At 60.4% G+C, this 24,547-nt stretch carries 12 protein-coding genes and 1 riboswitch; of the genes, 1 reads left to right on the forward strand and 11 read right to left on the reverse strand.

Annotated features, from left to right (window positions below):
- Positions 1 to 585: 585 nt before the first annotated feature.
- The 10 genes from AC13F2_RS00665 to AC13F2_RS00710 form a co-directional block, all read right to left on the reverse strand.
- A complete protein-coding gene (locus AC13F2_RS00665) occupies positions 586 to 1,965 on the reverse strand; it encodes an ABC transporter permease (protein WP_482963978.1) in 1,380 nt (459 codons plus the stop codon).
- Positions 1,962 to 3,380, reverse strand: coding sequence for an ABC transporter permease (locus AC13F2_RS00670; protein ID WP_482963979.1), 1,419 nt, complete (start codon positions 3,378 to 3,380; stop codon positions 1,962 to 1,964). Before AC13F2_RS00670 ends, AC13F2_RS00665 begins: the two co-directional genes overlap by 4 nt.
- Positions 3,377 to 4,120: an ABC transporter ATP-binding protein gene (locus tag AC13F2_RS00675; protein ID WP_482963980.1), complete on the reverse strand. Its 744-nt coding sequence runs from the start codon at positions 4,118 to 4,120 to the stop codon at positions 3,377 to 3,379. The genes AC13F2_RS00670 and AC13F2_RS00675 overlap by 4 nt, the downstream gene beginning before the upstream one ends.
- 2 nt (positions 4,121 to 4,122) lie before the next feature.
- Positions 4,123 to 6,201 (reverse strand): TonB-dependent siderophore receptor, encoded by a 2,079-nt coding sequence (locus tag AC13F2_RS00680; protein ID WP_482963994.1) that lies wholly within the window; start codon positions 6,199 to 6,201, stop codon positions 4,123 to 4,125.
- Between the two features lie 237 nt (positions 6,202 to 6,438).
- Entirely contained in the window at positions 6,439 to 7,218 is a 780-nt protein-coding gene (locus AC13F2_RS00685; RefSeq protein ID WP_482963981.1) for an acyl-CoA thioesterase, read from the reverse strand.
- A 4-nt stretch (positions 7,219 to 7,222) separates the two neighbouring features.
- Positions 7,223 to 9,526: a 5-methyltetrahydropteroyltriglutamate--homocysteine S-methyltransferase gene (gene metE / locus AC13F2_RS00690; RefSeq protein ID WP_482963982.1), complete on the reverse strand. Its 2,304-nt coding sequence runs from the start codon at positions 9,524 to 9,526 to the stop codon at positions 7,223 to 7,225.
- Between the two features lie 113 nt (positions 9,527 to 9,639).
- Positions 9,640 to 9,861: riboswitch (cobalamin riboswitch) on the reverse strand.
- Between the two features lie 139 nt (positions 9,862 to 10,000).
- The gene (locus AC13F2_RS00695; RefSeq protein WP_375246394.1) at positions 10,001 to 12,049 is read right to left on the reverse strand and encodes a S46 family peptidase; all 2,049 of its coding nucleotides are present in this window, start codon (positions 12,047 to 12,049) and stop codon (positions 10,001 to 10,003) included.
- A gap of 177 nt (positions 12,050 to 12,226) precedes the next feature.
- Positions 12,227 to 13,552: an alkaline phosphatase PhoX gene (locus AC13F2_RS00700; RefSeq protein ID WP_482963983.1), complete on the reverse strand. Its 1,326-nt coding sequence runs from the start codon at positions 13,550 to 13,552 to the stop codon at positions 12,227 to 12,229.
- 351 nt (positions 13,553 to 13,903) lie between these two features.
- On the reverse strand, positions 13,904 to 18,112 hold the full coding sequence (locus AC13F2_RS00705; protein ID WP_482963984.1) for a translocation/assembly module TamB domain-containing protein: 4,209 nt from the start codon (positions 18,110 to 18,112) through the stop codon (positions 13,904 to 13,906).
- Positions 18,112 to 20,343, reverse strand: coding sequence for an autotransporter assembly complex protein TamA (locus tag AC13F2_RS00710; protein WP_482963985.1), 2,232 nt, complete (start codon positions 20,341 to 20,343; stop codon positions 18,112 to 18,114). The genes AC13F2_RS00705 and AC13F2_RS00710 overlap by 1 nt, the downstream gene beginning before the upstream one ends.
- Positions 20,344 to 20,529: 186 nt before the next feature.
- On the opposite strand from AC13F2_RS00710, the gene AC13F2_RS00715 reads away from it, so the two are divergent.
- On the forward strand, positions 20,530 to 21,588 hold the full coding sequence (locus AC13F2_RS00715) for a YihY/virulence factor BrkB family protein (RefSeq protein WP_482963986.1): 1,059 nt from the start codon (positions 20,530 to 20,532) through the stop codon (positions 21,586 to 21,588).
- Between the two features lie 107 nt (positions 21,589 to 21,695).
- Here AC13F2_RS00715 and AC13F2_RS00720 read toward each other — a convergent pair whose 3' ends face one another.
- Positions 21,696 to 24,461, reverse strand: a complete 2,766-nt coding sequence (locus AC13F2_RS00720; RefSeq protein ID WP_482963987.1) for a TonB-dependent receptor — start codon at positions 24,459 to 24,461, stop codon at positions 21,696 to 21,698.
- Positions 24,462 to 24,547: the final 86 nt, after the last annotated feature.

A 24,547-nucleotide genomic window follows, 5' to 3' on the forward strand; every position in this document is an offset into this window, starting at 1 on the left:
GGGGTGGAGCAGTCCGGTAGCTCGTCAGGCTCATAACCTGAAGGTCGTTGGTTCAAATCCAACCCCCGCAACCAAACCAACACAAACAAGGGCTCCGCCAACAGGCAGAGCCCCTTTTTTATGCCCCCCGTAAAGACGCGCAAAACAGAGGCGCGCGGAACAGACGCGCCCGGCCTGTTCGGATGCGCACCCAGATGAGGGGCGCGGTTGTGACGCTAAGTGTATTCGGCTCTTAGATTCTTATACAGTCACGGCCGGCACCAGGACGGGAGCCCGTACTAAGTCTCCGTGAAGTTGGTGGTGGCGATCTGCTCGTGTTTAAAGCCCGCAAGACGGCGTGCAATTATGAGAAGGGTAAGGTGGCTTAAGGCCTACGGTTGCAAGAAGGACGGGCATCTTGAAGCTAGCCGCCGCGGGCTGACGCATGGTTCTTGAGCTTTGGTTCGCCCGCTTTCCTACTGCTTCCGCAAAAGGGGCACCTTGTCGAGCGGTAGTTGCAAGAAATGCCGGAGAAGCGCTTCGGTGTGATGGGAAGCGTTTCTCCGGCATTTTTGTCCGTCTATGTTGGGCGGCGAACCGCTCGGTTCATCGGCCGCCTTGTTCGCGGCCTGCATTGAGCAAACGACGACTTCCAAGCGCCAGAACCAATAGTGACAAGAAAGCCAATGCCGCGAGGGCTTCGGTGGCCAGGGTTCCGCCGGAGCTACGGGGTTCATATCGTGGGATCATTGCGAAGTCGCTGTGGTCGAAGGCCTGTTCCTCGAAGAAGTAGGGGTAATAGAACTGGCGAAGCTTCGTGTGGAAGGCAGCTATGCTGTCCTGATAGGCCAGCTGGCCTTCGATGTCGGTGTCCGCCATGCGGTGCAGCACATTCATGGTCCCGACGCCAGGCAGGACGTAGCCCAACAGCCTGGTCATCGTCTCGCGCGTCTTCAGGCTATCGCGATAGGCGCTGACCTCTGCAGCCACGGCTTCGTCGCCGACCTGATGCATGGCGTAATACCATTTCCAGTGGAAGCGCCCTTCGAACTCTTCCTGGCCGCGCCATTCGGGATGATTGACAAAGAAGCGCGCAAACGTTTCTTCTTTCGGCACGTCCCAACCGTGATGGACCACTTCGCGTTGTGCCAGGGTCAGATCGACGCCTTTGGCCACGGGCACGGTCCGCGCGATGACAGCATGAGCGAGCGTAGGCAGGATGAGCGTCAGGATGATCCAGCAACCGATCATCGTTGCGGCTGCGGTCGTGGATGCACGCATCGACCCGCCGATCAACATCGCAAGACCGAACCAGAAGGCGCTGTAAAGAGCGGCGATGAGGATCATGGTTGCAATGCTGACTGCAGGCGCAGCCATAATCATAGCGCCGATGATCAGCGGCAGCCCTATCGCCAAAAGAACCGCGGTGTAGCGCAGGCCCACGCGGCGGCGCCACAGGCCATTGCCGGGAAGGGACAGGAGTAACCGAAGCCGGCCGCCTTCCCGTTCCGCCGTTACCAGATCGTGCCCAAGCGCGATGACTACGAGCGGCAGGAGATAGATCAGGACGAAAGCCCAGTCGAAAACACCCGGCAAAGCGAGTTCCGGATTGTAGATTTCAGAATCGTAGAGCTGTGACTGCAGGCCGAGGGCACGCACGCGCAGAACATAGGGTTGCAGGTCACGCTGGCCGATCGCCGCGAAAGCGAGCGGGGGAGGGGGATCCTGCGTGAGCATGAAGGCATAATAGGCGTTGTAACCTGCCTCGCCTTCGGGACCTGCATTGGCCTCTTCTACCGCTGCGAGGTCGCGCACCTGCTCACGCTGGACCCGTTCGATTGTTGCGCGTTGATCCTGCACCTGAACTATGCCGGACCAGACTGACGCCGCAGACAGGACCAGCAGCAGGAGTAGAGCCAAGACATTGCGGTTCGAGCGCAGCAAGAGACGTGCTTCGGCACGCCAGAGGGAGTGGGAATGGTTCATCGTGCGACTCCTCCGATGCGGCGGGCGGCAAAGAGTGCCAGCACGCAGAGCGCTGCCAGCCAGCCAGCCAGCACCAACAGAGGCCATATAATCCGGGTCCCATCGGCAAGGGGATTGAACGGTGAATAGGAAAAGCGCGGAACCTCCTGCCAGTATGCGGCAGAAATTCGGGGATCTTCGCCTCCTATCCCGGGCAGGAGCTCGGCCTGCATGCGGTTCAGCCGCTGCACGAATTCATACCGGAAGGCCTCCGACTGATCGAGGAAATCCTGATGCGCGGCGGGATCGCTGCCGGCCAGGGTCATCGACAGCTGACGGATTGCAATGAGTGGGCTGAGAACGGAGAACGTATGGACTAAGGCATTCTGCTCCCGTTCCCGAGCGGCTTGGCGCTGCGCTGCATCGGCATAGATCTGCGTCGTTAGACGTTCTCCTTCAATGGCCACCAATCCGGCGTATTGGACGGGGAGTTCCTCGACCGTCGTCACGCCATATCGACCGAGAACTTCGTCGCGGAAATCGTTGAAATAGGGATCGTCGGGATCGTGGCTGTCGCCTATTTCGAGTAGATCCCGATGCAGCGCGATTTCTGTCTCGATCTTCGTGGCGAGCTGATTTTGAGCCGAGGCGGCTTCGGGAAGTGCTCGCGGCAGAAGGATGATCGTGATCATCCACAGACCCATCAGGATCGCCAGTGCGTCGCGCGGCCGTGCCACAAGGGCAGAGATGATCACGCTGGCGAACGCCCACAGCAGCAGCCAGCAAGCATATGCGATGATTATCACGCCGACGGTTGCCCAATCGGCGGCTCCGGTGGCGGCGAAGCCCAGCAGCAGCGCGAAGGCGGGCAACCCTACCGTTAGCGCGATAGCGCCATGGCCGAGCATCTTGCCGGCAATCAGGCTCCGCCCGCCGATACCCTGCGCTAAGAGCAGTTTCAGGGTCGCGCGCTCCTTTTCCCGAGCAACACTGGCGAAGGCGAGAAAGATCAAAAGCAAAGGCGCCAGCGTTTGCAAAATAAAGGCCGGCGTCAATTGGCCAAAACGCAGCAGCAACGAGGATTGACGAGCCTCGGCAAAGTTCGCGCTGTTCTGGCGGTGACCTTCGAGGAAGATCGTGTTTCCGGTGAAGCTGTTTACGCCCGCATCGAAGAAGGCGAGCGGCGCAATGGGGCGAAATAGAAACTGGCCATAATGAACCATGCGGTGCGGATGGCGATCGGGCTGTGCGTCGAAGGTTTCGTCGACACTCGTCTGATACCGGGTCCGATCCGCTTCGATGGCGCTTCGACTTTCCAAGCTCGTGAAGCCAGCGACCAGTATGAGAAGCACGAGCAGACCAGTGGCGATCAGGCCGGAACGGTTGCGCGCGAGCATGCGCCATTCTTCCTTCGCGATCAGCTTTACGGCAGTCATGCGGGCGCTCCTGCGACCAAGGTGTAGCGATCGTGAAGGGCGTTGAGATCGAAGCGTGGACCGGCAGTGCTTGCCGTTTGCTCCTCCTCGATTTTCCCTTCGCTCAGGAACCCGATCCGGTCGGCAATGTCGACTGCGCTGACGAGATCATGAGTTACCATGAGCACCGCGACTTCACGCTCGCGCGCGGCATCGAGCAGCCGATTGAATTCCAATACGGCGCGTGGGTCCAAGCCGGAGGTCGGTTCGTCGAGCAGCAGCACGGGCACGTCACGCGCCAGGGCAAGTGCGATGGCGACCTTTTGACGCATACCCTTGGAAAAGCCGGACAGGCGTTTGTCCCAGGCTGCTTGGGTGAGGCCCACTGCGGAAAGCGCGGCCTCGATTGCATCGTCTCCCCGCTCGGCCTTTGCGAGGGCAAGGAAATATCCGATGTTCTCGCGCGCGGTGAGATGCTCGTAGAGGGAAACATTCTCTGGCACATAGGCCATCTGGGAACGGGCGGCGCGCGCGTCTGCCACCGGATCGGCCCCGCACACTCGCACCGAGCCGGAGCCCGGTCTGAGAAAGCCGAGCAGGGCGGACAAGGTTGTCGACTTGCCCGCTCCGTTGCCTCCTAGCAGGGCGTAGATTTCGCCGCGTTGGACTGTGAGGTCGAGCCCGCGCAAGACGGCATTGGCGCCGTAACTGTGGTGCAGACCATCGATCGCGATGGCTGGAGCGGTGAATATATTGGTCATGATCAGAATCCTGCCCTGAAGCCGAGTGTTGCAGTGCGGGGGGCGCCGGGTTGAACCCAGAGCTGCGAGTAGCTGTTGGCGTACCAATTGGCGTCGAACAGGTTGGCGATGGTGCCGAAAAGTGTGACGTTCGGCATTATCTCGGCTTCGCCGAAGATGCGGAAAAGCGCGTGATCGGGCAGATAGAAATCCGTGCCCGTCGCACCAAGTCGTTCGCCAACATACTGGATGCCGCCGCCCAATTTGGCGTCGCGCCCGGCGACGGCGAAGCTCTTCGATATTTGCGCGTTAAGCGTGTGGTCCGGAATATTGAGCAGCGGATCGCCCGGTACGATCACGAAGGAGAAGTTCGGATCGAGCACGCTCGATCGCGATTCCGCATCGACATAGGCGTAGCTGAGGAGAACATCGAGGTCGCCGGGTATGTGTCCTTCGACATCAAGCTCCACACCTCGACTTCTCGCCTCACCGATGGCGACTGAGAAGCCCGGATTATTGATATCGCTTGCCAGCACATTGTTCTTGTCGAGCTGATATATCGAGAAAGTTCCGGTCAGTGCGCCGTTCAGCAGTGTCAGCTTGGCGCCCGCCTCGATCGATCGGCTGCTCTCGGGATCGAAAATTCGGCCTGTAACGTCGGTACCGATGTTCGCCCGGAAGCCTTCACTATAGGCCGCAAAGAGCGTGATGGTCGGCGCGAGTTCGTAAACGAGACCGAACTGCGGACTGATGCGGCCATCCTTGCGCTCGCTGTTCACCCCGGTGAGATAATTTTCCGTGCGCAGCGTGAAATCATCGTAGCGTGCGCCGAGCCGCACCTGGAGGCTGTCGGTCAGTTCGATCTGGTCCTGCACGAAGATCCCGGTCGACGTCTGCCGGTCCAAGCGGTCGTTGTTCGGCAGCGGTGAAGGAGGATCGAAGCGACCATAAATGGGATCGAAGATGTCGATGACGTAGGATTCTGCATCGGTTGGATTGGTTGACAACGCAGGCGGTCTGCGGCGGCCGAATTGCTGATAATTGTCGAACTCGTCGTGGTCGGCGCCAAAAAGCACACGATGGCGTAGTGCGCCGGTCGTGAATTCTCCGCTCACTTCACCACGAACGACCGTCTGTTGGGAATCATAAAGGCGAGAGCGTCGTTCGCGAGCAAGTGAGCGCCCGTCCCGGAACAGTTTCTGACGGGATCCGCTGAGGTCTGGGTCGGACGACAACCCGGTAAGCAAGGTATCGCGAATGCTGCCGCCCAGAAGCACGCTCCAGCGATCATTGAAGTCGTGCTGCACGCGAAGTGAATGGCCTTCAGCCCGCGCGATGTGATCGCCGTCGCCCGGCTCACCGAGATAACGGCTGCGAGGGACGGTCTCGAAATCCCCGTTTAGCACAACGATCCCGCGGTCGAACGGCACTTCGACACGAGTCTTTTCCAAATCGTATGTAACGCGCGTATCCGGTCCGATCGCCAATCCGATCGAAGGCAGGAAGCCCCAGCGATACTCGTTGACAGTATCGCGAAACGTGTCGCCATCTTCGATATATCCGATTAATCGCGCGCTCAGGGCGCCAGTGACCGCAATATTGATGTCGGCTTCCGAGCGCAGTCTGTCAAAGCTGCCGAATTGCGCACTGACAGTTCCAAAGGTGTCGCCGATCTGCGCCTGCTTGGTCACGAGATTGACTGTCCCACCGGGTTCGCCGCGACCCAGCAAGGCAGCGGCGGGGCCTTTCAGGACTTCGATCCGCTCGATCCCCGCTGTGTCCCGTTCCCCGCCGAAACCGCGTCCTCCATTAAAGCCATTGACCAGATAGCCGGTCGGGATGTTCTCATCGCCTGCAAAGCCGCGAATGGCGAAGGAATCCCATAACCCACCGAGCGTATTCTGGCGCGCGACCGAGGCGTTGAGATCAAGCGCGTCGTTAAGTCTGACGAGATTGTTTTCTTCAAGCGTTTCGGAATCAATCAGGTCGATCGACTGAGGAATTTCGGTCACGGCAAAGTTTCCGCGATAGGCTTGGCGCACACCACTGACGACAATCGCCGAACTGCCATCGGGTGTGCTCGCCGTGTCCTCCTCTGGCATGCTGATGTTCTGCGCATGAACATTCGCCGCGGGCGCGATCAGACACAGGGAGGCAATAGCGTAAGCGGCAGTAGAAGGCTGGATGATCATTGTATTCCAAGGCAGGAGGGGCATAGTGTATGAGACTATATCTCATAACGCCGCGCCCATACCTGACGATCTGCCGAGGTCAATGATATAGTGTAACTTTCTTTACGAGCCGAAGCCGTCGCACGCTCGAACCACCGTTGTGAGAGGTTACTCGTGGCGCGCCCGAACGGTCTTGCTCGTGCCCATCTCGTTCACGGCTACAAAGGTGAACGCCGCTGTCGCAGCATGGACACGTATTCCGCTTAGAAGGTCTTCGGACCAGATTTCCACCGCAACGCGTACGGAACTACGCCCGGTCATCTTCACCTCGGCGACCAGTTCAACCATATCGCCTTCCCTGATTGGCGCGACGAAATCGATGCGGTCTGAAGATGCCATCACCAAGACCTCGCGTGTATGGCGGGTAGCGGCGATAAAGGCCGCTTTGCCCATCATCTTCAGCGCGTCGCCCCCGTAGAGCGTGCCGTAGTGGTTGGTTTGCCCGGGAAACACCATCTCTGCGAGCCGCAGGATAGAGCTCGGCTCTATGGGGGCGCATTCGAACATCGCCGGAAGCGGCAGTTTTGTCGTGGGGCCTTTTCTTGCCACCAATGTAAAGCGCCCGCGGGTGCATAGGCGTCGTTCACCCGAAACCGGCGCTTCTGCGATCAGTTCGACTTCGACATCGAGTGAACTTGTGCCCACGCGTACGAGGTGCCCTGTCACTTCAACCAGATCGCCTTCTTGCGCGGGAGCGGCGAAGTCGATCTTCTGCGATGAGGCGGTGACGAAGGGCGCGCGTCCGTGGCGCGAGGCGGCGAGGAATGCGACCTTGTCCATGTGCGCCAGTGCGACGCCGCCGAACAGCGTCCCGTGATGGTTCGTGTCGCCAGGGAACACGATGTCGATCAACTGCACAGCGGGCCGTGCGTCCTTCGTCTTACTCATCGGATTATGCCTTTGTGTTTGTTTCTGCACGCAAGGTTCGGGCGGCCGATACCATCGCGGCGATTGCCGGTTTGACTTCGTCCCAACCGCGGGTCTTCAGCCCGCAATCGGGATTTACCCAAAGCTGCTCCGGACGCAGATGCTTCTGCGCTAGTCGCATCAATGCAACCATCTCGTCCTCGCCCGGGACGCGCGCCGAGTGGATGTCGTAAATTCCCGGCCCGATTGCGCTGGGATAGCGATAGCTGGCAAAACCCGCGAGCAACTCCATCTGCGAACGTGCAGTTTCGATCGAGATGACGTCGGTGTCCATGGCGCCGATCGAAGGCAGAATGTCGTTGAACTCCGAATAGCACATATGCGTATGGATCTGGGTCTGGTTGCCGACGCCGGCAGCCGCGAGGCGGAAACAGTCGACCGCCCAATCCAGATAGGCCGGCCAGTCACGCTCGCGCAGGGGAAGTCCTTCCCGCAGCGCTGCCTCATCGATCTGGATCGCCTTGCAGCCCGCCGCTTCCAGGTCGAGTACCTCGTCGCGGATCGCCAGCGCGATCTGGCGGCAACTCGCCTCTCGGGGCTGATCGTCGCGCACGAAACTCCAGTTGAGGATCGTGACCGGACCGGTCAGCATGCCTTTGACAGGCTTGCCTGTCAGCCCCTGAGCATAGCGCCACCAATCGACCGTCATCGGTTCGGGCCGCGAAACATCGCCGTAAAGGATAGGCGGTCTGACGCAGCGCGACCCGTAGCTTTGCACCCAGCCATTCACGGTGAAAGCGAAACCCGCAAGCTTCTCGCCGAAATACTGGACCATGTCGTTGCGCTCGAATTCGCCATGGACCAGCATGTCGAGCCCGGCCTCTTCCTGCCATCTGATCGCGCGCTCGGTTTCTTGGTGCAGGAAAGCGTCGTAGCTCTTACCGTCCAGTACGCCGCGATTATACTCGGCGCGGGCTTTGCGCACGGCGCCGGTCTGCGGAAAGGACCCGATGGTGGTCGTCGGGAAGAGAGGTAGATTGAGCACCTCGCTCTGAGTTTTGACGCGCTCGGCATGACCCGCGCGGCGTTCACGCATGTCGTGCGTGAGGGCAGCGATCCGTTCGCTGACAGCGCGATCATGGATACGTGCAGCAGTCTTGCGCGCTTCGGTCGCACGGGCGGAGGTGGCCAGCTCAGCCGCGACGCTTTCTCTTCCATTCGCTAACGCCCGGCGCAGCAGATCGAGCTCCTCGATCTTTTGCACTGCAAATGCCAGCCACTGCTTCAACTCATCGTCCAGCTTGCTCTCCAACTGCAGATCGACGGGCACGTGCAGCAGCGAACAGGAAGGGGCGAGCACCAGATCACGCTGCGCCGCCAGCGGCTCCAGACGATCAAGCAGCGCGGCTAGATCGGCGCGCCAGACATTGCGTCCGTCCACCACGCCAAGCGAGAGCAGGCGGTTTTGCGGCACCGCCTTCACCACCGCATCCAATTGCTCCGGAGCGCGCGCCAGATCGATATGCAGTCCGGCGACCGGCAGGGACGCGGCGAGCGACAGGTTATTTTCCAGACCTCCGAAATAGGTGGCCAGCATGATCTTCGGGCCAGCACGGCCCAGCTTGGCATAAGCGCGGGTAAACGCGCGGCGCTGCCGATCGGTAAGGTCTGTAACGAGGATGGGTTCATCGATCTGCACCCATTCAGCGCCTGCTTCCTCGAGCCGCGCGAGCACAGTGGCATAAAGCGCAAGAACCTCTTCGAGCAGGTCGAACGGATCGCTTCCGTACTCTTTTGCAAGGCTCAGCCAGGTTACCGGTCCAAGAATGACCGGACGCGTTTCAAGACCCTGCGCCTTGGCTTCGAGATAGTCCTCCAGAGGCTTGATGTGCCCGAGTTGCAGCCGAGTTTCAGGCTCGATCTCGGGGACAATGAAATGATAGTTGGTGTCGAACCATTTGGTCATCTCGCCAGCGGTCACGCTGCCATGCGCGTGGCCGCAAGTCGCACCGCCAGTCGCACCGCGTGCCATCGCAAAATAGGTTTCGAGCCCGGCTGCCTGGCCGCTGGCGAGGTCATAGCGCGCCGGAATGGCGCCGAGCATCACGCTTGTGTCGAGCACATGGTCGTACAGCGAGAAATCGTTTGAGGGCAGCCAATCGACGCCGAGTGCCTTCTGCCGCGCCCATGTCGCGGTTCTCAGGCCCTGTGCGGCCTCTTCCAATTCGGCTGGTGAAATAGTGCCGGCCCAGAATTTCTCGAGTGCGAATTTCAGTTCGCGGCGTGGGCCGATGCGGGGAAACCCCAGGCTAGCAACGGAAACGGTCATTTTCATTTACCCCGATGAAGACGGGGGAGACCGGTCGGGCGCGCACGCCGGACGCGCGACGGTAAATCCGGGCGCGCGTCCTGCAAGCGACCAGACCGGGCACCCCGCCGGTGGACGTTATCGCGTCGGAGGCAGGTCTCCTGGCTCGCGGGTCAAAGCAAAACGGTCCGTCTTCCCGGAAGGCTCGCCTTCCAGTGACATGAGTGGACCGCCGCTCGCCGCTTACAGTTGCGGGGGCAGCGCCGGCATTGCGCCCTTGTCAGGGCGCGCACCGGCTTCCCGTCTTAGCTCCGGCGCGGCGAACCGACCGGAGAACCTCGACAAACATCCCATCGGCTTTCCAAGCCATCACGTCAATAGAGCATATAAAGAATTCTTTATATGCTCTATTGATAGGCGATCATCCGAATTTTTAATGCCTGTTCGTAAAGCGGACAGGCGTTTTCAGCTCGCCCGTTTCTGGACGAGCAGTGCTCAGCGCCGGGCCAGTTCCTCGACGAGGGCAGGGGCGGGATAGATCGTCTCCAACGCCTCCTGCACCGCTGCGGCAGAGACAGCGACGGTTCGATTGAGTGTGCCATCGTATCCGTAATTGCCACCCAGCGAATGGATGTTGCCGTCGAAGGCTGCACCGATCACGGTACCGGCCCGGTCGATCACCGGTGATCCGGAGTTGCCGCCGATGATATCGTTCGTCGTCACGAAATCGTAGGTCGTATTCTTGTCGATCTTCGTCTGGTTTGCAGCGAAGGCCGGTGCCACATCGAAGGGTGCGTTGCCGGTAGCACGCTCAAAGGTTCCGCCCATCGTCGTTTGGAACGGGACCTGATTGCCACGCTCGATCCAGCCCTTCACCTGGCCATAGCTGATGCGCAGGGTAAAAGTGGCGTCCGGATAGAGGCTGTCACCGTAGGCGGCAAAGCGCGCATCGGCCAGTTTGACGCCGGCGGCTGCCAGTGGACCCGAATACTGGGCGTCGGCCAGCGCCTTCAATTCGCGCTGGCGCGTGGCCAGTTTGAGCGCGTACTTGATCATGGGATCGTCAGACGCCTCTACCGCCTCGAGGCCGCCATCCCACAGCGCCTTTCGGACTGCCGGATCGGCGAGGGAAGTGCCGTTTACCAGCCGTTCGGCAAGCTGTTCCGGACTCTCCTTCCCCAGCAGAAGCTTGGTGTCGGGATCGTCCACGCCGAGATATTCACGCGCCTTGGATAGGCTCCATTCCATGCCCAGTTCATCCAGCCACGGATAGACGGGCCGTTCGTCGAGCACCTGCTTTTCAGTCAACGGCAGCGCGCTGTCGGTATAGCCGGGCAGACGCTCTGAATTGGGTTTGCCGCGTTCCTGTGCCGCAAAGACCAGAGTTTGCGCGTAGCTGTAAAGATCGCCCGATGGCTGGGTGAAACGAAGCGGATAGTAGAGCGCGCGGTACGCGTTCATCGCCTCATCCACCGTCGTCCAGGGATCTCCGATCTCGCTATCGCCCGCAACCTGCTGGCGCAGATCGTTCTGCGCTTCGGCGAGTTTGGCAGTGAAAGCCGGATCGTTAAGCGCTTTGGTGCGACCGATATAGACCTTCAGACTGTTCTCAATGCCGCTAAGCATGTCGCCGCCTTCGCGGGCATGTTCCTTGCTTTCTTCCATTGCGCGGATCAACCGACCACGCAGTTCGCTGAGCGTGGCGACCGTAACCGGCAGGCGCACTTCGCGCTCGAATGCCAACTGGCTGTCCGTCCACAGGCGGCTGGTCGATCCCGGGTTGCCAACCACAAAGGTGATTTCGCCTTCTTCCGGAGCGCGAGGGTTCCATTTTAGGTGCTCGGGCGTCGCTACCGGTCGACCATTCTCATATGCGCGCAGAAAGCTTGCATCGAGCGAGTAGCGCGGAAAATTGAAATTGTCCGGGTCGCCGCCAAAGGTCGCGGCTCGATCTTCAGGTGCCCAGGCCAGGCGCACGTCGGAATACTTGCGATAGGTGTAGAGCTTGTACTGACCACCACCGAACAGCGTCACCACCTGACAGCGGGTCGTCTCCGAGTCGGGGCAGCCGGCCTTCTCCAGCTCGGCGATCTTCGCGTCGCGCGCTTTGGTCAGCGCCTCTCCGGTCTGCGATCCGATCGCGCCTATCACATCGGGCGTGACGTCCGAGATCATGGTGACCACTTCGGCCTGCTGACCCGGACATTTGAGCTCGGCATCGCGCCGGTCCGCGACGAACCCATTGAGCAGATAGTCGGCAGTCTCGTTCGAATTGTCGAACAGGCAGCTCGCGACACAATGGTGGTTGGTCAGGATCAATCCATCGGGCGATACGAAGCTGGCCGAACAGCCGCCCGTAAGTCGCACAGCCGAATTGCGCACCGTATCGAGCCACGCCTGATCGGGAGCCCAGCCATACTGCTCGCGGACCTGTTCGGCTGGAAAACCGTCGAACGTCCACATGCCTTCTTCTGCCATAGCAGGTTGCGAAGCCAGCGCACAAATGGCGGTGGCGGCAAAAAGTGCGTTTCGATTGATTTGCATCTGACTGTTCCTCCTGGACCGCAAACTGGTTCGAGGGCGGTCATGCGATCTGTAAGATGGCCGCTCTTGGCGAAATGTTAGACCTCTTCCGCGCCTTTGCGCCAGTCTTCTGGCAAATTCAGCGCTACTGATGCCCTGACCTCGCGCTGGCCTTCGGGGCTCGGAATTTTCGCCGATCTAGGCCGCCCACGGGCCTGTAATGGCAAGAGTCCGCGTCGGTGAATATGCGTTGACGAAGAACCACTTACCGTCGGGCGAAAAACATCCGCCTGCCAGTTCTGTCTGCATGCGCAGGCGACCCAGAGTATAAGCCCGGCCATCGGGCGTAATACCGCGAAGATGGTTATCGACCACTTCGGTATACTGGTCTTCACAGACAATCAGATGGCCGTTCGGACCCACGGTGAGATTGTCGCCGTAGTTGAACTGGTCTTTGCTCTGGCTTTCGAAAAATAGTTCGATCTGGTCGGGTTCGCCGCTAGTGCCGGGGACAAGTCGCAAGATCTGGCCGAGCTTTCGCTGGCCACCATTCGTTGAGCAGACGAATATTTCGTCTGTTCCCGTGTGGATGCCTTCACCCCTTGCGACGAGGGCGGCACCCTTTGCCGCAGCCCGGCTTCGCAGGTCGTCATTCGGGGATTCGACATCGTCGCAATCGATCCAGCGTACGGTGTGACGAAACCCGACTGCCATGTCGGCTGACGTCCAGTTGCGCGTGTCCGATAGGCCCTCCAAGACCATCGCCTGCAGCAGCCCGCCGTCGCCAAGGCGCCCTGGGGTGGTCGGAACGAAACGGTAGAGCACGCTGTCGTCACGATCTTCGCTTAGATAAACGATTCCCGTTCTCGGATCGATACAAGCCGCTTCATGATTGAAGCGGCCCATGGCTTTCAGGGGAACCGCATCGATCAGGCCGGTCGCATTGGCCGGAACTTCGAACACCCAGCCATGATTTTCAGCGAGACCTTCGCCGAAACGCTGGCCCGGGCCCGTGGGTGCTTCTTCACAGGTCAGCCAACTTCCCCACGGCGTGATGCCGCCCGAACAGTTGCGGATCGTCCCTGCAAGCGAGCGGAACTCGCGCTTTACCTCGAGTGTGGTTGCATCGAGTACGATGGATGTGGTCCCGCCAGGCACGATAGCGCCGTCGCGTGTTCCGAAACCTTTGGCGAGAACGCCGCCGGCATCATCAGCCGGCACCAGTTCGTGGTTGCGGATGAGCACAATTTCGTCGTTGCCGAGCGAGAAACAGCCCATGCCATCGGCCTTGTCGGGCACGGTGCAGCCATCGGTCATCGCATTCCCTAGGCTCGACAGGAGCCGGTAGGAAAAGCCGCGGGGAAGGTCGAGCATTCCTGCAGGATCGGGAACCAGTGGACCGTAATCCGCGAATGATGACGGCGCCGAGGTCAGCGGAGCCGATCGGCCTGTGCAACCATTCAACAACAACCCGGAAAAGGCCGCGCCGGTGGCACCGATGAAATTGCGGCGGTTCAGTAGCATCAGAATTCTCTCTTACCCGGTGACCGGAAACGGCCCTTTAGCGGCGATGCTCGCTATGGCCAACGCTCCTCTGAAAGGCAGCGGCATGACAACGGTTTAGTAATTCCGCGATGGGCGCGGTTAGTCATCGCTGCGGCTGGTCGCCACGAGCTAGTTAATTTTCGCGCTCATTTACGGACACGGGCTGTTTTGTCGTGACGGGGTTAGGGCTTGGGGAAGGGGTGAGCTCCCGATCCAGTTCCTTTGCTTTGCTTTCTATCTCGTCTTGGGCAATCTCGTACCGCTCATCGAACGACTTCTCCCGTTCGCAAGCTGACAGTGCGAGCGGAAGCAGAATTGCAAGCCGTCGCATCAGTAATTCTTCCGATAACGCACGTTCACATTGGTAGCCCCCGAACCACCGGCTTGGCTGAGGATCGACAGGAACGGTGTCAGGCTTACTTCAAGCTGTGTTGCGGTGAACCCCCGCGCATCGGTGATGAATTCCACATAGATGTCGTCGGTCAGATACTGACCTGCGGCGAGCGCCGTCCCGCGGCCGTTGGTATCGTCGGGCCCAAGAATGCGGAGCCGGTCTACGCCAGTTGCCGAGCGCAGCTTCCCAAGGGGATTGAGGCCGCCGCCACTCCCGCGCAGCGAATTGAGCGAGGCTGCCAATTGCACTGCCTGTATGGTCGAAAGATTACCGATCGAACTACCGAACAGAATGCGTGACACGATTTCGTCCTGCGGTAATCCCGGAACGCTCGAGAAGGCGATCTGCGGGTCGTAAGCACGGCCCGACACATTGACGTTGACGACGACGTCCTCGATGTCGTCCGTCGCCGTGAGCTGAATTACAGGATCGATGGACGTCCCACCGGTAAAGTCTACTCGACCTTCGCTCAATTCGAACGACCGGCCGGCAAACCCAAGCGTTCCCCGCACGAGCTCGACCTCGCCCGAAACGCGGGGTGCGGTGCTGGTTCCACCGAGCCGCATGTCGGCACTCCACTCGGATTCGAGACCCATGCCAGATACATAGAGCTGCTCGGGAGCACGCAACGCGATATCGAGCCTCAGCTGGTCGAAGAGCCCTGGCTGTGGCTGGGCGGGCTCCTCACCGGTTATCCGCTTAGGGCCGCGCGGTGGCTTGAATCGCACGCCGGTCAGTTCGGGCACTTCGGCCGAACCCTGACGGATGATCTGGTAGCGTGTTTCCGGCAGTGTGATTTCGCCGGAGAGCAGGGCGGTTTCGCCCGCAGCCTTTGCCAGGCGCAGATTGCCTGTGGCGGTGGCAGCAAGGGCGTCGCTCCGAGCCAGCCGAGCGTTGTTCAGCGTGACGTCGACGTTCATAGGATAACCGCTCGCCTCGGCAAGGCTGATAAAACCCTGCGCACTTACCGATCCGTCACCGGCCGTCGCCGTCAAACGCTCAATGGCGAAACGATCACCAGTGAATTGGCCTTCGATTGCCATGTTCGACAATCTCGTCCCATAGGTCTGGTTCTCGTAAGTAAGACTGTTCGCGCGCACGATCCCCGACAGCTGCGGGCTTTGTACCCGGCCGGAGAAATCTGCCGCCACGCCGATCGGCCCGGACAGGCGCTGATCGGGCTGGCCGGCGAACGAGAACAGCGTATCCGCTGGCCCGTTGTAACGGATGCCGCCATCCAGCGGAGCTGCGAGAAGCCGGGTAGTCCAGCTACCCGAGCCGGGGGGCAGCGGCCTCAGGGATGCATTCAGGCGACCGATTACGCTGCCACGACGACGCATGACCGCGCGCGCTTCACCGCCATCTGGAAGCAGCTTGCCCACGAAATTGATATCGAGCGGCTGGCTAACCGAAACCGCCGTCGTACGGCTGAAATTCGCGATCTGCAGCCGGGCATCGGCGCGGGGGAATGCAGAAGCATTCGGCTGGTCGAAATCCAGACTGCCGGTCGCACTGCCGTTGATACCAAGACCGGGTACGAACGCTTCGACGATTGAGAGATCGAGCGAATCCAGACGGCTCTGTATTTTCATCCCCTCGCCGTAAGTGCCAGCCAATCGAATGTTTCCGCGACCGAAATCGATCCGCGTGGGCAGCAGTTCATAGTCGTTCTCGCCCGGGACGATGCGCGCCGGACCGACTGTGGCGAATTCGACACCACGTACCCGTCCTTTGAGTGCGGCGCGCCAGAGATCTGGCTTAAGCTCGGCATTCGCGGCGACACGGAACGGAACGCCGCTAACCCCTTCCGCCAGAATGCGCGCAGTCCCGTTGCCATCGCGATAGTCGATCTTCGCTCGTGCCGCAGCAAGGTTGAGGCTCCCGAACGTGGTCTGGGAAAGTTGGGCATCAGCAACGACATAGGGCTGTTCGTAAAGAACGATCCGTGCATCGATGATTGCCGATCCGATCGCCAAATTGGCAGGGCCGGGAAGCACGGTATTCTGAGCACGAAGGTTCACGAGTGCCTGCTGGTATTCGCCGGCTGCATCAAGCCGGACGACACCCGCAACGCCTCGACCATTGGCGTCGAGACGGCCTGCAAACGGTCCAGCCGGAGTTTGTCTAAGCGAACCGGCAAAGCCGATGCCCGCCAGATCGGCGTTGTTGATGTCGAGCGTAAGCTGATCGCCCATTCCGAGCACCACATCCGCGGTAAGCGGGCCGTAATCGGTATCGCCGGTGGCGGCGAGGCGATACCCATTGGGAGCCCCTGTGATATTCGCACGTAAATTTGCCAGACCGATGCCCAGATCGGGTCGCTCTGCCGTAACAATCGCGTCGGGATCGCTGAGTGTGCCAGCCACTCTCACTCCGATACGGCCATAGGCATCGGTGACCCCATCCGCGTTCAGGGCCAGTCTTCCATCGGGCGCGTAGAAACCGCTGCCCCCTGTGATGCGCGCGGCTGGGGCACGCAGGGACAGGTTCGAAAATCGGATTATTCCGTCCGGCCCATAGCGAACGTCGCTTGCCGCGACCGCATTGCCGCCGAGAAAGTCGCGCACGCCCTCGTTAAACAGGCTCGTTGATCGCGCGCGAACGCGGCCGGCCATTGCGAAGCCGCCGTCCTGCGATTCAAGATCGACATCGGTTTCGATGTTGAAGATCCCGACGCTTTCGACCCGGTAATTGTCGATCTTGCCGTCGATGGCACCGGTGTAGAGCCCGGTCGACGTATCCGCGAGCAGGATCACGCCCGCATCGATCCGGTCCGAGCGGATGCGCATATTGTCCGACAGGATGCGGGTGCCGTCGATGGCGAAATCCCCGGCCAGACGGACATTGCGCAAGGTTCCGCCAGCCACCGTGTCCAACCCGACGATGCGGGACACGCTGGCATCGACCGGGATCATGATCCGCTCTGCATCGACTGTCGCTTCCCCGCTGGCGCGCAGGTTTTCGAGCCCCATGTCATTCATCGACAGGCGGTTGGCATTGATTGCATATTCGACACGCGGCGTGGCGAATTCGCCATTGAGTGTCAGCAAGGCGCGCAGGCCACTTCCACGAAGGTTCTCGGCCATTGCCGAAGGTTTCAGCAGCACGAAGGACAGCGCCAGATCGTCGAAGCTGTTGTCCGACAGATCGACGAGGCCGTTCGTGTTCAGCCGAAATGCGTCGCTGTTCAGATTGCCGTCGAGCGTAACCCGGCGCTCATCCAGGGCGGCAGACATCTGAATATTCATCACCGGGCCGAGAAGGGCTGCGGTCGGTCCTTCGAACATGCGCGCGATGCGGGTCGGGCCGCGCACGGCAAAGGTGCCGTGGCGGGCTGTGATCTGCAAACGCGCGAGCTCACTATTGGCGAGATTGGCGTCGAGGCGCCCGTTCCAGGCGTCCCAGTTGCCGGCGCCGTCAAGTTGGACCCGAAGCGGCTCGGTAAGGCCGGCCATCGCGGCGATCACCCCGTTGCCCGGGGCGTCGAGGTCGAGCTTCAGATCGAGCTTGTTGTCTTCGGGGACGGCGTCGACAACCAGCGCAACGCGATCGCCGCCTGCCCGGTTTCTGCCTGAAATGGTTGCGGCATCGAACGTCGCCTGCGCCCGGCCATCGGCTATATGCGCCTTGCCCGCGAGCGAAGCGACGCGGGGTTCACCGCTGACCGGCGCCTCGGCCACGAAGCGGTCGATTCGCAATTCGCCGATATCGATATCGTAATCGGGCAGCAAAGGGGCGTCCGACGGGGGCGTCTCGGCGAATTCCGGAAGGCGCTGCAAGGTAACCAGCCGCGATGTGAGCGAGCGGATGTCGATATGGCTGCCGATGAAGGCGAATGGGCGCCAATCCATTCGTAGTTCGGGCGATGTCAGGAAAACACCCTTCGGATCGGACAGTGACACGTCGTGCAGGATCATCTCGCCATACAGCGATCCCTCGATACGGCCGACGCCGATCTCCATGCCGTTCTCGAATTCGAGAGCGGCAATCTGATCGGCGACGAAGCGCTTGCCCGGCCCCGTGTTGAGACCAAGCAGCAAGGCTGCCACCAGGAGGACGAGGCCGCCGATGACGATACCGGCCCATTTCGCCACCTGGCGAGCACGGTTGTCATGGTGGCGGACGGTTTCCGTTTCCTCGGCCATCAGAATGCCTGCCCGATCGATACGTAAACGGCGAATTTGCTTTCGCCCGGGCGCCTGTCGAGCGGCATGGCGAGATCGATCCGCAAGGGTCCGAAATTGGTATAATAGCGCCCGCCGATCCCTGCTCCGAACCGCAGGTCGCTGAAATCAGGCAGCGTGTCTTCGTATACCTGGCCAGCATCGACGAATCCGACAACACCGAAATTGCCGAAGCGATAGCGCACTTCGGCTGCGGCCTCGTTGAGACTGCGCCCCCCCAAGGGGCGGTAGATGAAGGGATCGGCGGATTCGTCCGGATCGTCTGGATCGAAATCGGGATTGTCGAGCACCACGCGCGGTCCGAGCTGCTGATAGCCGAAGCCGCGCACGGAACCGCCGCCACCGGCATAAAAACGCCGCGACGGCGCCAGATCAAATCGCTCGATACCCTGGATTGTGCCAACACGGACGCGGCCGGCAAGGGTGATCGCGTCGGTCGGCGAGAAATAGGCCGAACCATCCAGACGTGCGCGGACGTAAGGTGTGAAACCGTCCTGCAACGAACCTTCCGGTTCGATGATCGCGGTGATCTTGAAGCCTTCGGTGGCGTCGAGCAGGCTGTTGGTCCGATCGATCCCGGCTTGGCCTATCAACCCGCCGATAAAGAAGGTTCGCCGTGATAGGTCCTGAAGGGCAAAATCGTAATCCTGCTCGTTCGTACCGATCAGCTGGACGCCGTAGGCATAGGTGAACGGCTTCTGCCAGATATTGGTCGAATCGTAACTGATCAGCGCCGAAAGCCGCCCGGTGAAGGCTTCATACGCATCGTAATTGCTGTGCAGGGCTTCGGCCGTTGCCTGGAATGTGCGATCTCTCTGTCCGGCGTTGGACCGACGGAAGGTTACCCCGGCGCCCTGTTCCTGTGTGCCAACCACACCGCGACCGATGAGCGCACCCTCGGGCGGGAAAAGGTTCCGATGGGTCCAGCTGCCCTCGACGCGGAACCCTTGCCCGGTGCCAAACCCTGCACTTCCCGCCAGAGTTCGCGGTGGGCCAGCTTCCTGCTCGACGAGAATGTTCGCGTATTCGGTGCCTTCGCCGGCCGGTTCGCCAGTTTGCTGGGGCAGTACGGATACGGTGTTGAACAGTCCTGTCGCGACCAGCGCCTGCCGTAGATCGTCGACCATGCGGCTGTCGTAAATTTCGCCCTGCTCGAACCGGGCCAGCACGCCGACATGCTCTGCATCGAACGCCAGGTCGCCAGTGGTCTGGATTTCTCCGAAGCGCGACCGCGGGCCGGTTGTAACGGGCAGTGTATACACACCGTCGCCCGTCTCTTGGTCCAGAAGAATGTCGCGCTGGCCGATTTCCGCGAAGGGATAGCCGTTTTCCGGCAGGGCAACGGCGACATTCGCCTCCGCGCCCTGAACCCGCGCCGCGACGATCGGATCGCCAGTCTTGAGAACCAGATTTTTGCGGATCAGGTCCGGGGGCTCGGTCGGATCAGCGTCGATCACAATGTCGGAAAAGGAATATCGCGGTCCCGGCAGGACATCCATCACTGCAGTAAGCGACAGTCCATCGCCTTCGCCGGTCCGATCGATTTGTGTGGCTGCGCGCGCCTCGTACCAGCCTTCCGAGGCAAGGATGCGCTGCATCAAGGCGCTGTCTTCCGTCAGCCGGGCGGTGATCTGTGCGACATTCGCCGCTTTGCCATCCCCGTCTTCCAGCGCGGAGAGGCTATCAAACTGGTCGCGCAGGCTGGTGGCCGTCTCTTCGTCTGCAGCTTCGAGGCCGTTGACGCGGACGGAATAGGCGATCTCTGTGGTTTCGGTATCGGTTGCGTCCTGTGCAAACTCGACAGGCTCCACATTGAATTGATCCAGCGGGGGAAGGGGGGCGGCCAGTTCGGCATCGCGAATGGGCGCATCGCCGATTTCTTCCACTGCATCCCCATCGGCGAGGGTTGGGTCGCCAAGCGGGGCGTCCTGACCCTCGGCAGGAGCAGCGCCAGCCTGTTCCTGGACAACTCTCCGTTCGAAGTCTTCGATCGATTCCAACGGCGCGTCCAGGGCGGGATCGTTCGAAGAGTCGAGTTCGGGGATAGTTTCGTCGAACTCCTCCTCGCTGATGACCGGCTCGACTTGCGGAAGGTTCGCATCGGCGGGCGGGGCCGGAACGTCGAGTTCGCTTGTCTGGCCGACCGTGGCATCGGTGCTTTGCGCCACTGCCGGAACCGCAACCAGTGCCATCGCCAAGGCCAGAGCCGATGATGCACTGCGACGCGCGGGGGCACATTTGCCCCGCGGCGGTGTTTCAACAGCAAAGGGCATATCGACAACCATAGAAAGCGACCCAACGTGCAAAGCGAAGGAAGAATCGGATCAACGCCAGGCGGTCAACACGCTCCCGATGAGGTCGAAAATCCCACCCTCGACATGGAGTCATCCTCCAAAGACGCGCCCGGTGCAACCGCTAAAAGCCCTTTGCAGATGCCGAAAGCCGCTTGGAAACAGATTCTTAGGCGGGTGTGGACGATGTGGGGATTCCACAATCTGTCGCTTTTGGGGGCAGGTGTGGCATTTTTCACCTTCCTTGCGCTTACTCCGCTGATAGCTGCGACCGTCATGGTTTATGGCCTGGTCGGCAATGTCGATACCGTGCATACCCAGATGCAGACGATCATCGAAGTGGTGCCGAGCGAAGTTGCTACGGTCATCGAAGATCAGCTCATGGGCGTCGTGACCGCAAATGCAGGCGTCACGGGGTTTGCCCTTGCGATTGCTCTGATATTTGCGATCTACGGCGGAATGCGTGCTGCCAACGGGCTTATCGGCGCGCTCAACATCATCAACGAGGAACACGAAACCCGTGGTTTCATTTCGCGGACCCTTCGCGCTGCCGCTCTGACACTGGCAGCAATCCTGGTGGCGTTGACCGGGTTGATCAGCAGCGGGATGTTCGCGTGGCTGCAAACGCAGGCGGGCGGACTTTTCGGCCCGGCCGCCGAATTCGCGATCAAATGCGTGACCTGGATCGCCTCGATACTGCTCGGAAGTGTAGGGTTCGCTCTGATCATGCGGTACGGGCCGGACCGCAAACCTGCCCAGTGGCGTTGGCTTGCTCCCGGTGCGATGCTTGCCACGGTGCTTTGGATAGCCGTCTCGTTCGGCTTTTCGTTCTACGTGGCCTATGTAAGCGACTACAACGCGACGTATGGGTCGCTATCTGCCATCGTTGTGTTCCTAATGTGGCTGTTTCTATCGGCCTACGGGGTCCTCGCGGGAGCCTTGCTGAATGCAGAAATCGAACGACAGACGGCAGTCGACAGCACGATAGGAACGCCGAAGCCTGCCGGCAGCCGCGGTGCGGTTCTCGCAGATGTGGCAGAGGGCGATCTCACGATCGCGCAGTGGATGGAAAAGGCCGAACGAAGAGCCGTGAACAGGCATCTCCAGACGAGCAGACTGAAGTCACTTGTGAAGTCGTCAGCCTAGCAAGCTTCGTATCGCAATCGAGCATGGCGGGTTACGATCATGCGTTAAATGAAGAAGGGCCCGGCATCGTGAGATGCCGGGCCCTTCCTTGTCAGGATTTATGCCGATTAGAATTCGGCGCGGACCGTGACGCCGTAGGTCCGCGGTTCGGCCAGGAAGGCCGAATAGGTCTGCTGTTCCGCAACGAACGGCGTATTGAAGGCGACCTGCGTGTAATCGGTGTCGAACAGGTTCTGCACCCAACCTTCGACCGAGAAGCTGCCGCCGATATTGGTCACGCCGATCCGTCCATTGACCACGACAAAGCCATCCTGCTCCTTGCCGTACAGCAGGTCCGACCCGGTGTTGTAATCGCTGGTCATACGGGCATTCACGAAGAAGAGGCCGCGCATGCCGCTATCACCGATGGGCGGGGTCCAACTGAGTGACGACGTCGCTACGATCTCGGGAGCATTGGACATATTGTCGCCCGGAAGCAGACGCAGCGCCGGATCGAGCGGGGTTCCGTCCTCGTTGCCGATCAGATTGTCGGCAAAGCTGGTATCGGCGTAAGTGAGGCCAAGTGTTGCAGTGAGGTCGCGGACCGGAGACAGGTTCGCTTCGATCTCGACACCCTTGGCGACCACGCCGGGCTTGGTCCGATCGCTGGCACATGCGCCAGTCGCCGCGCTGTTGTCACGATCTGCTCCGCCCAGATCGTCCTTACAGGCGTTGATGTTCTGCACGAGGAAGACGGAACCGTTGAACGTGTTCAACTGGAAGTTCGTGAATTCCTGACGGAACGCGGCAACGCTGACGCCGAACTGGCGGGTCTGATACTTCGCACCGATTTCGAAGGCATCGACGGTTTCTTCCTCGAACTGCAAGTTCGTCGGATCCAGCGTGTTCACATTGAACGCTACCGGGGTCGTCAGCGCCGAGCGGTCGAGATTGAAGCCGCCAGCCTTGTAGCCGCGCGAGTAAGAACCGTAGAACAACAGGTCCGGAGTGGCCTTGTAGCTCAGGATCGCCGTGCCGGTGAATTGATCTTCGTCGCGAGTATCGGCGAGCGATACGCCGTCCAGTTCCGAAGTCGAATTGCCCTGACACGACAGTGAGATGATACCGCCTGCTAGGCCAGCCAAACTCGGGACCCCAAGCAGGGAGCCCAGAAGGGCGCGGTTCTGCGGGCAGATGACGTTGTCGTTGCCGAACGATGCGTTGAAGTCCTTCGTTTCATTTGTGTAACGAAGACCCAACGTCAGATCGAGCTTGTCGGTAATGTGGACGATATTGTGAGTGAAGAGCGCAAAGTTTTCGCTCTTCTGATTGTACACATCGCCCGTGCCGCCAAGATCGTTGATCTGGGCCAGATTGTCCAAGCCGGCAAAAATCAGCGGGGTTGCGGCACCAAACGCGCCCGCACCGCCGTTCGCGGCCAGCAGCGCTGCGCGTCCACCAGCGCTTAGACATCCGGTGCTGAGTGGCGAGGCAAGCGCTGGATTGACAGCGTTCACGACGCGGCACGGAGCGAATGCTCCATATTGTGTGCCGAACCTCAGATTGTCGCGGGTCTCCAGCTTTTCATTGGCGTAGAAGCCGCCGACCAGCCAGTCGATGCGGTCATCGAGCAGCGAACCGTTGAACCGGAGCTCTTGCGTGAATGTCTTGAACTCGCGCGCACCGGCATTCGGCCCCGGAGCGCGATACAGGATATCGACCTGGGTATAGTCCGTGTCCGAACCCTGGAAGTTGGAATAGTCGCGATAGCCGGTGATCGACGTCATCGTAACGTTGCCGAAGTCCCAATTGACTTCGCCGGAGATACCGTAATCCTCGGTTTCACCCTGATAGCTGCGTCCCGGGGTCACGTAGATGTCGCGGTTGAACGTCGACTGGTTAAGCGCCCGCGGGTCCTGGCCGAGTGCCAGCAACACCGGGATGATCGGATTGGCCGTGCTTGTCAGTGCAGGCGTCAGCGATCCGGGATAGTCGAACTTTGCATCGGCTGATGTCGGAGGCAGATCGTCCGACAGTCGTGCAAGCGGAGCGAAGCTGGGCTGTACGAAGGTAGCGGCGCAGCACGCCTCGTCCTTCTTCGAGTAATCACCGACGAGCCTGATGCTGAGATCCGACGTCGGCTCGAACAGCAACTGTCCGCGAATGAGGTAGCGATCGCGATCGTTCACTCTCGTGTCGTTGACGACATCGTTATAGAACCCATCGCGCTGGAAATAGACACCGTCGACACGCGCAGCCACCGTTTCGCCCAAGGGCGCGTTGATGCCGCCTTCGACACGAATGGCATCGTAATTGCCGTAGGTGAAAGCGCCATAACCCGAAAATCCGTCCATCTCGGGCGGGGCGGTATAGATATTGATCAAACCGGCCGACGAGTTGCGGCCGCCGAGCGTGCCCTGAGGGCCGCGCAGGATTTCGACGCGATCGAGTGGTCCGAGTTCGGAGAGGGCATTACCCGAGCGCGAGCGATAGACACCGTCGATGAACACCGCGACGGAGCTTTCGAGGCCAGGGTTGTCGCCAACCGTGCCGATGCCGCGGATACGGGCAGAGCCGTTGGATTCGTTACCGGTCGAAGAAATGAGCAGCGACGGCGCAACCTGGTTCATGTCGCGAATGTCGGCGACACCGGATTTCTGCAGCGTTTCCGCGGTCACGGCCGAAACGGCCACCGGCACATCCGACAGGGTCTGGTCACGTCCCTGCGCGCGAACGATGATGACATTACCGTCATCGACATCCGCCGCGGCGACAAGATCGGTATCCTGTTCCGTGGTCGTCGTGTCCTGAGCCGAAGCAGCGGATGGCGCAAAGGCCATCGCCCCCGCCAGTGCTCCGAGGGCGCATTGTTGGCGTAGATTGAATCTTTTCATCGGTTTCTCCTCTCCGTGCGGGCGCGCCTTATCCGGCGCATACCCTTGCCTCGAATCTCAAGGGAAAATGCTCATTTATGTCAAGG

It is taken from the genome of Qipengyuania sp. L-5Y (genome assembly GCF_056859455.1).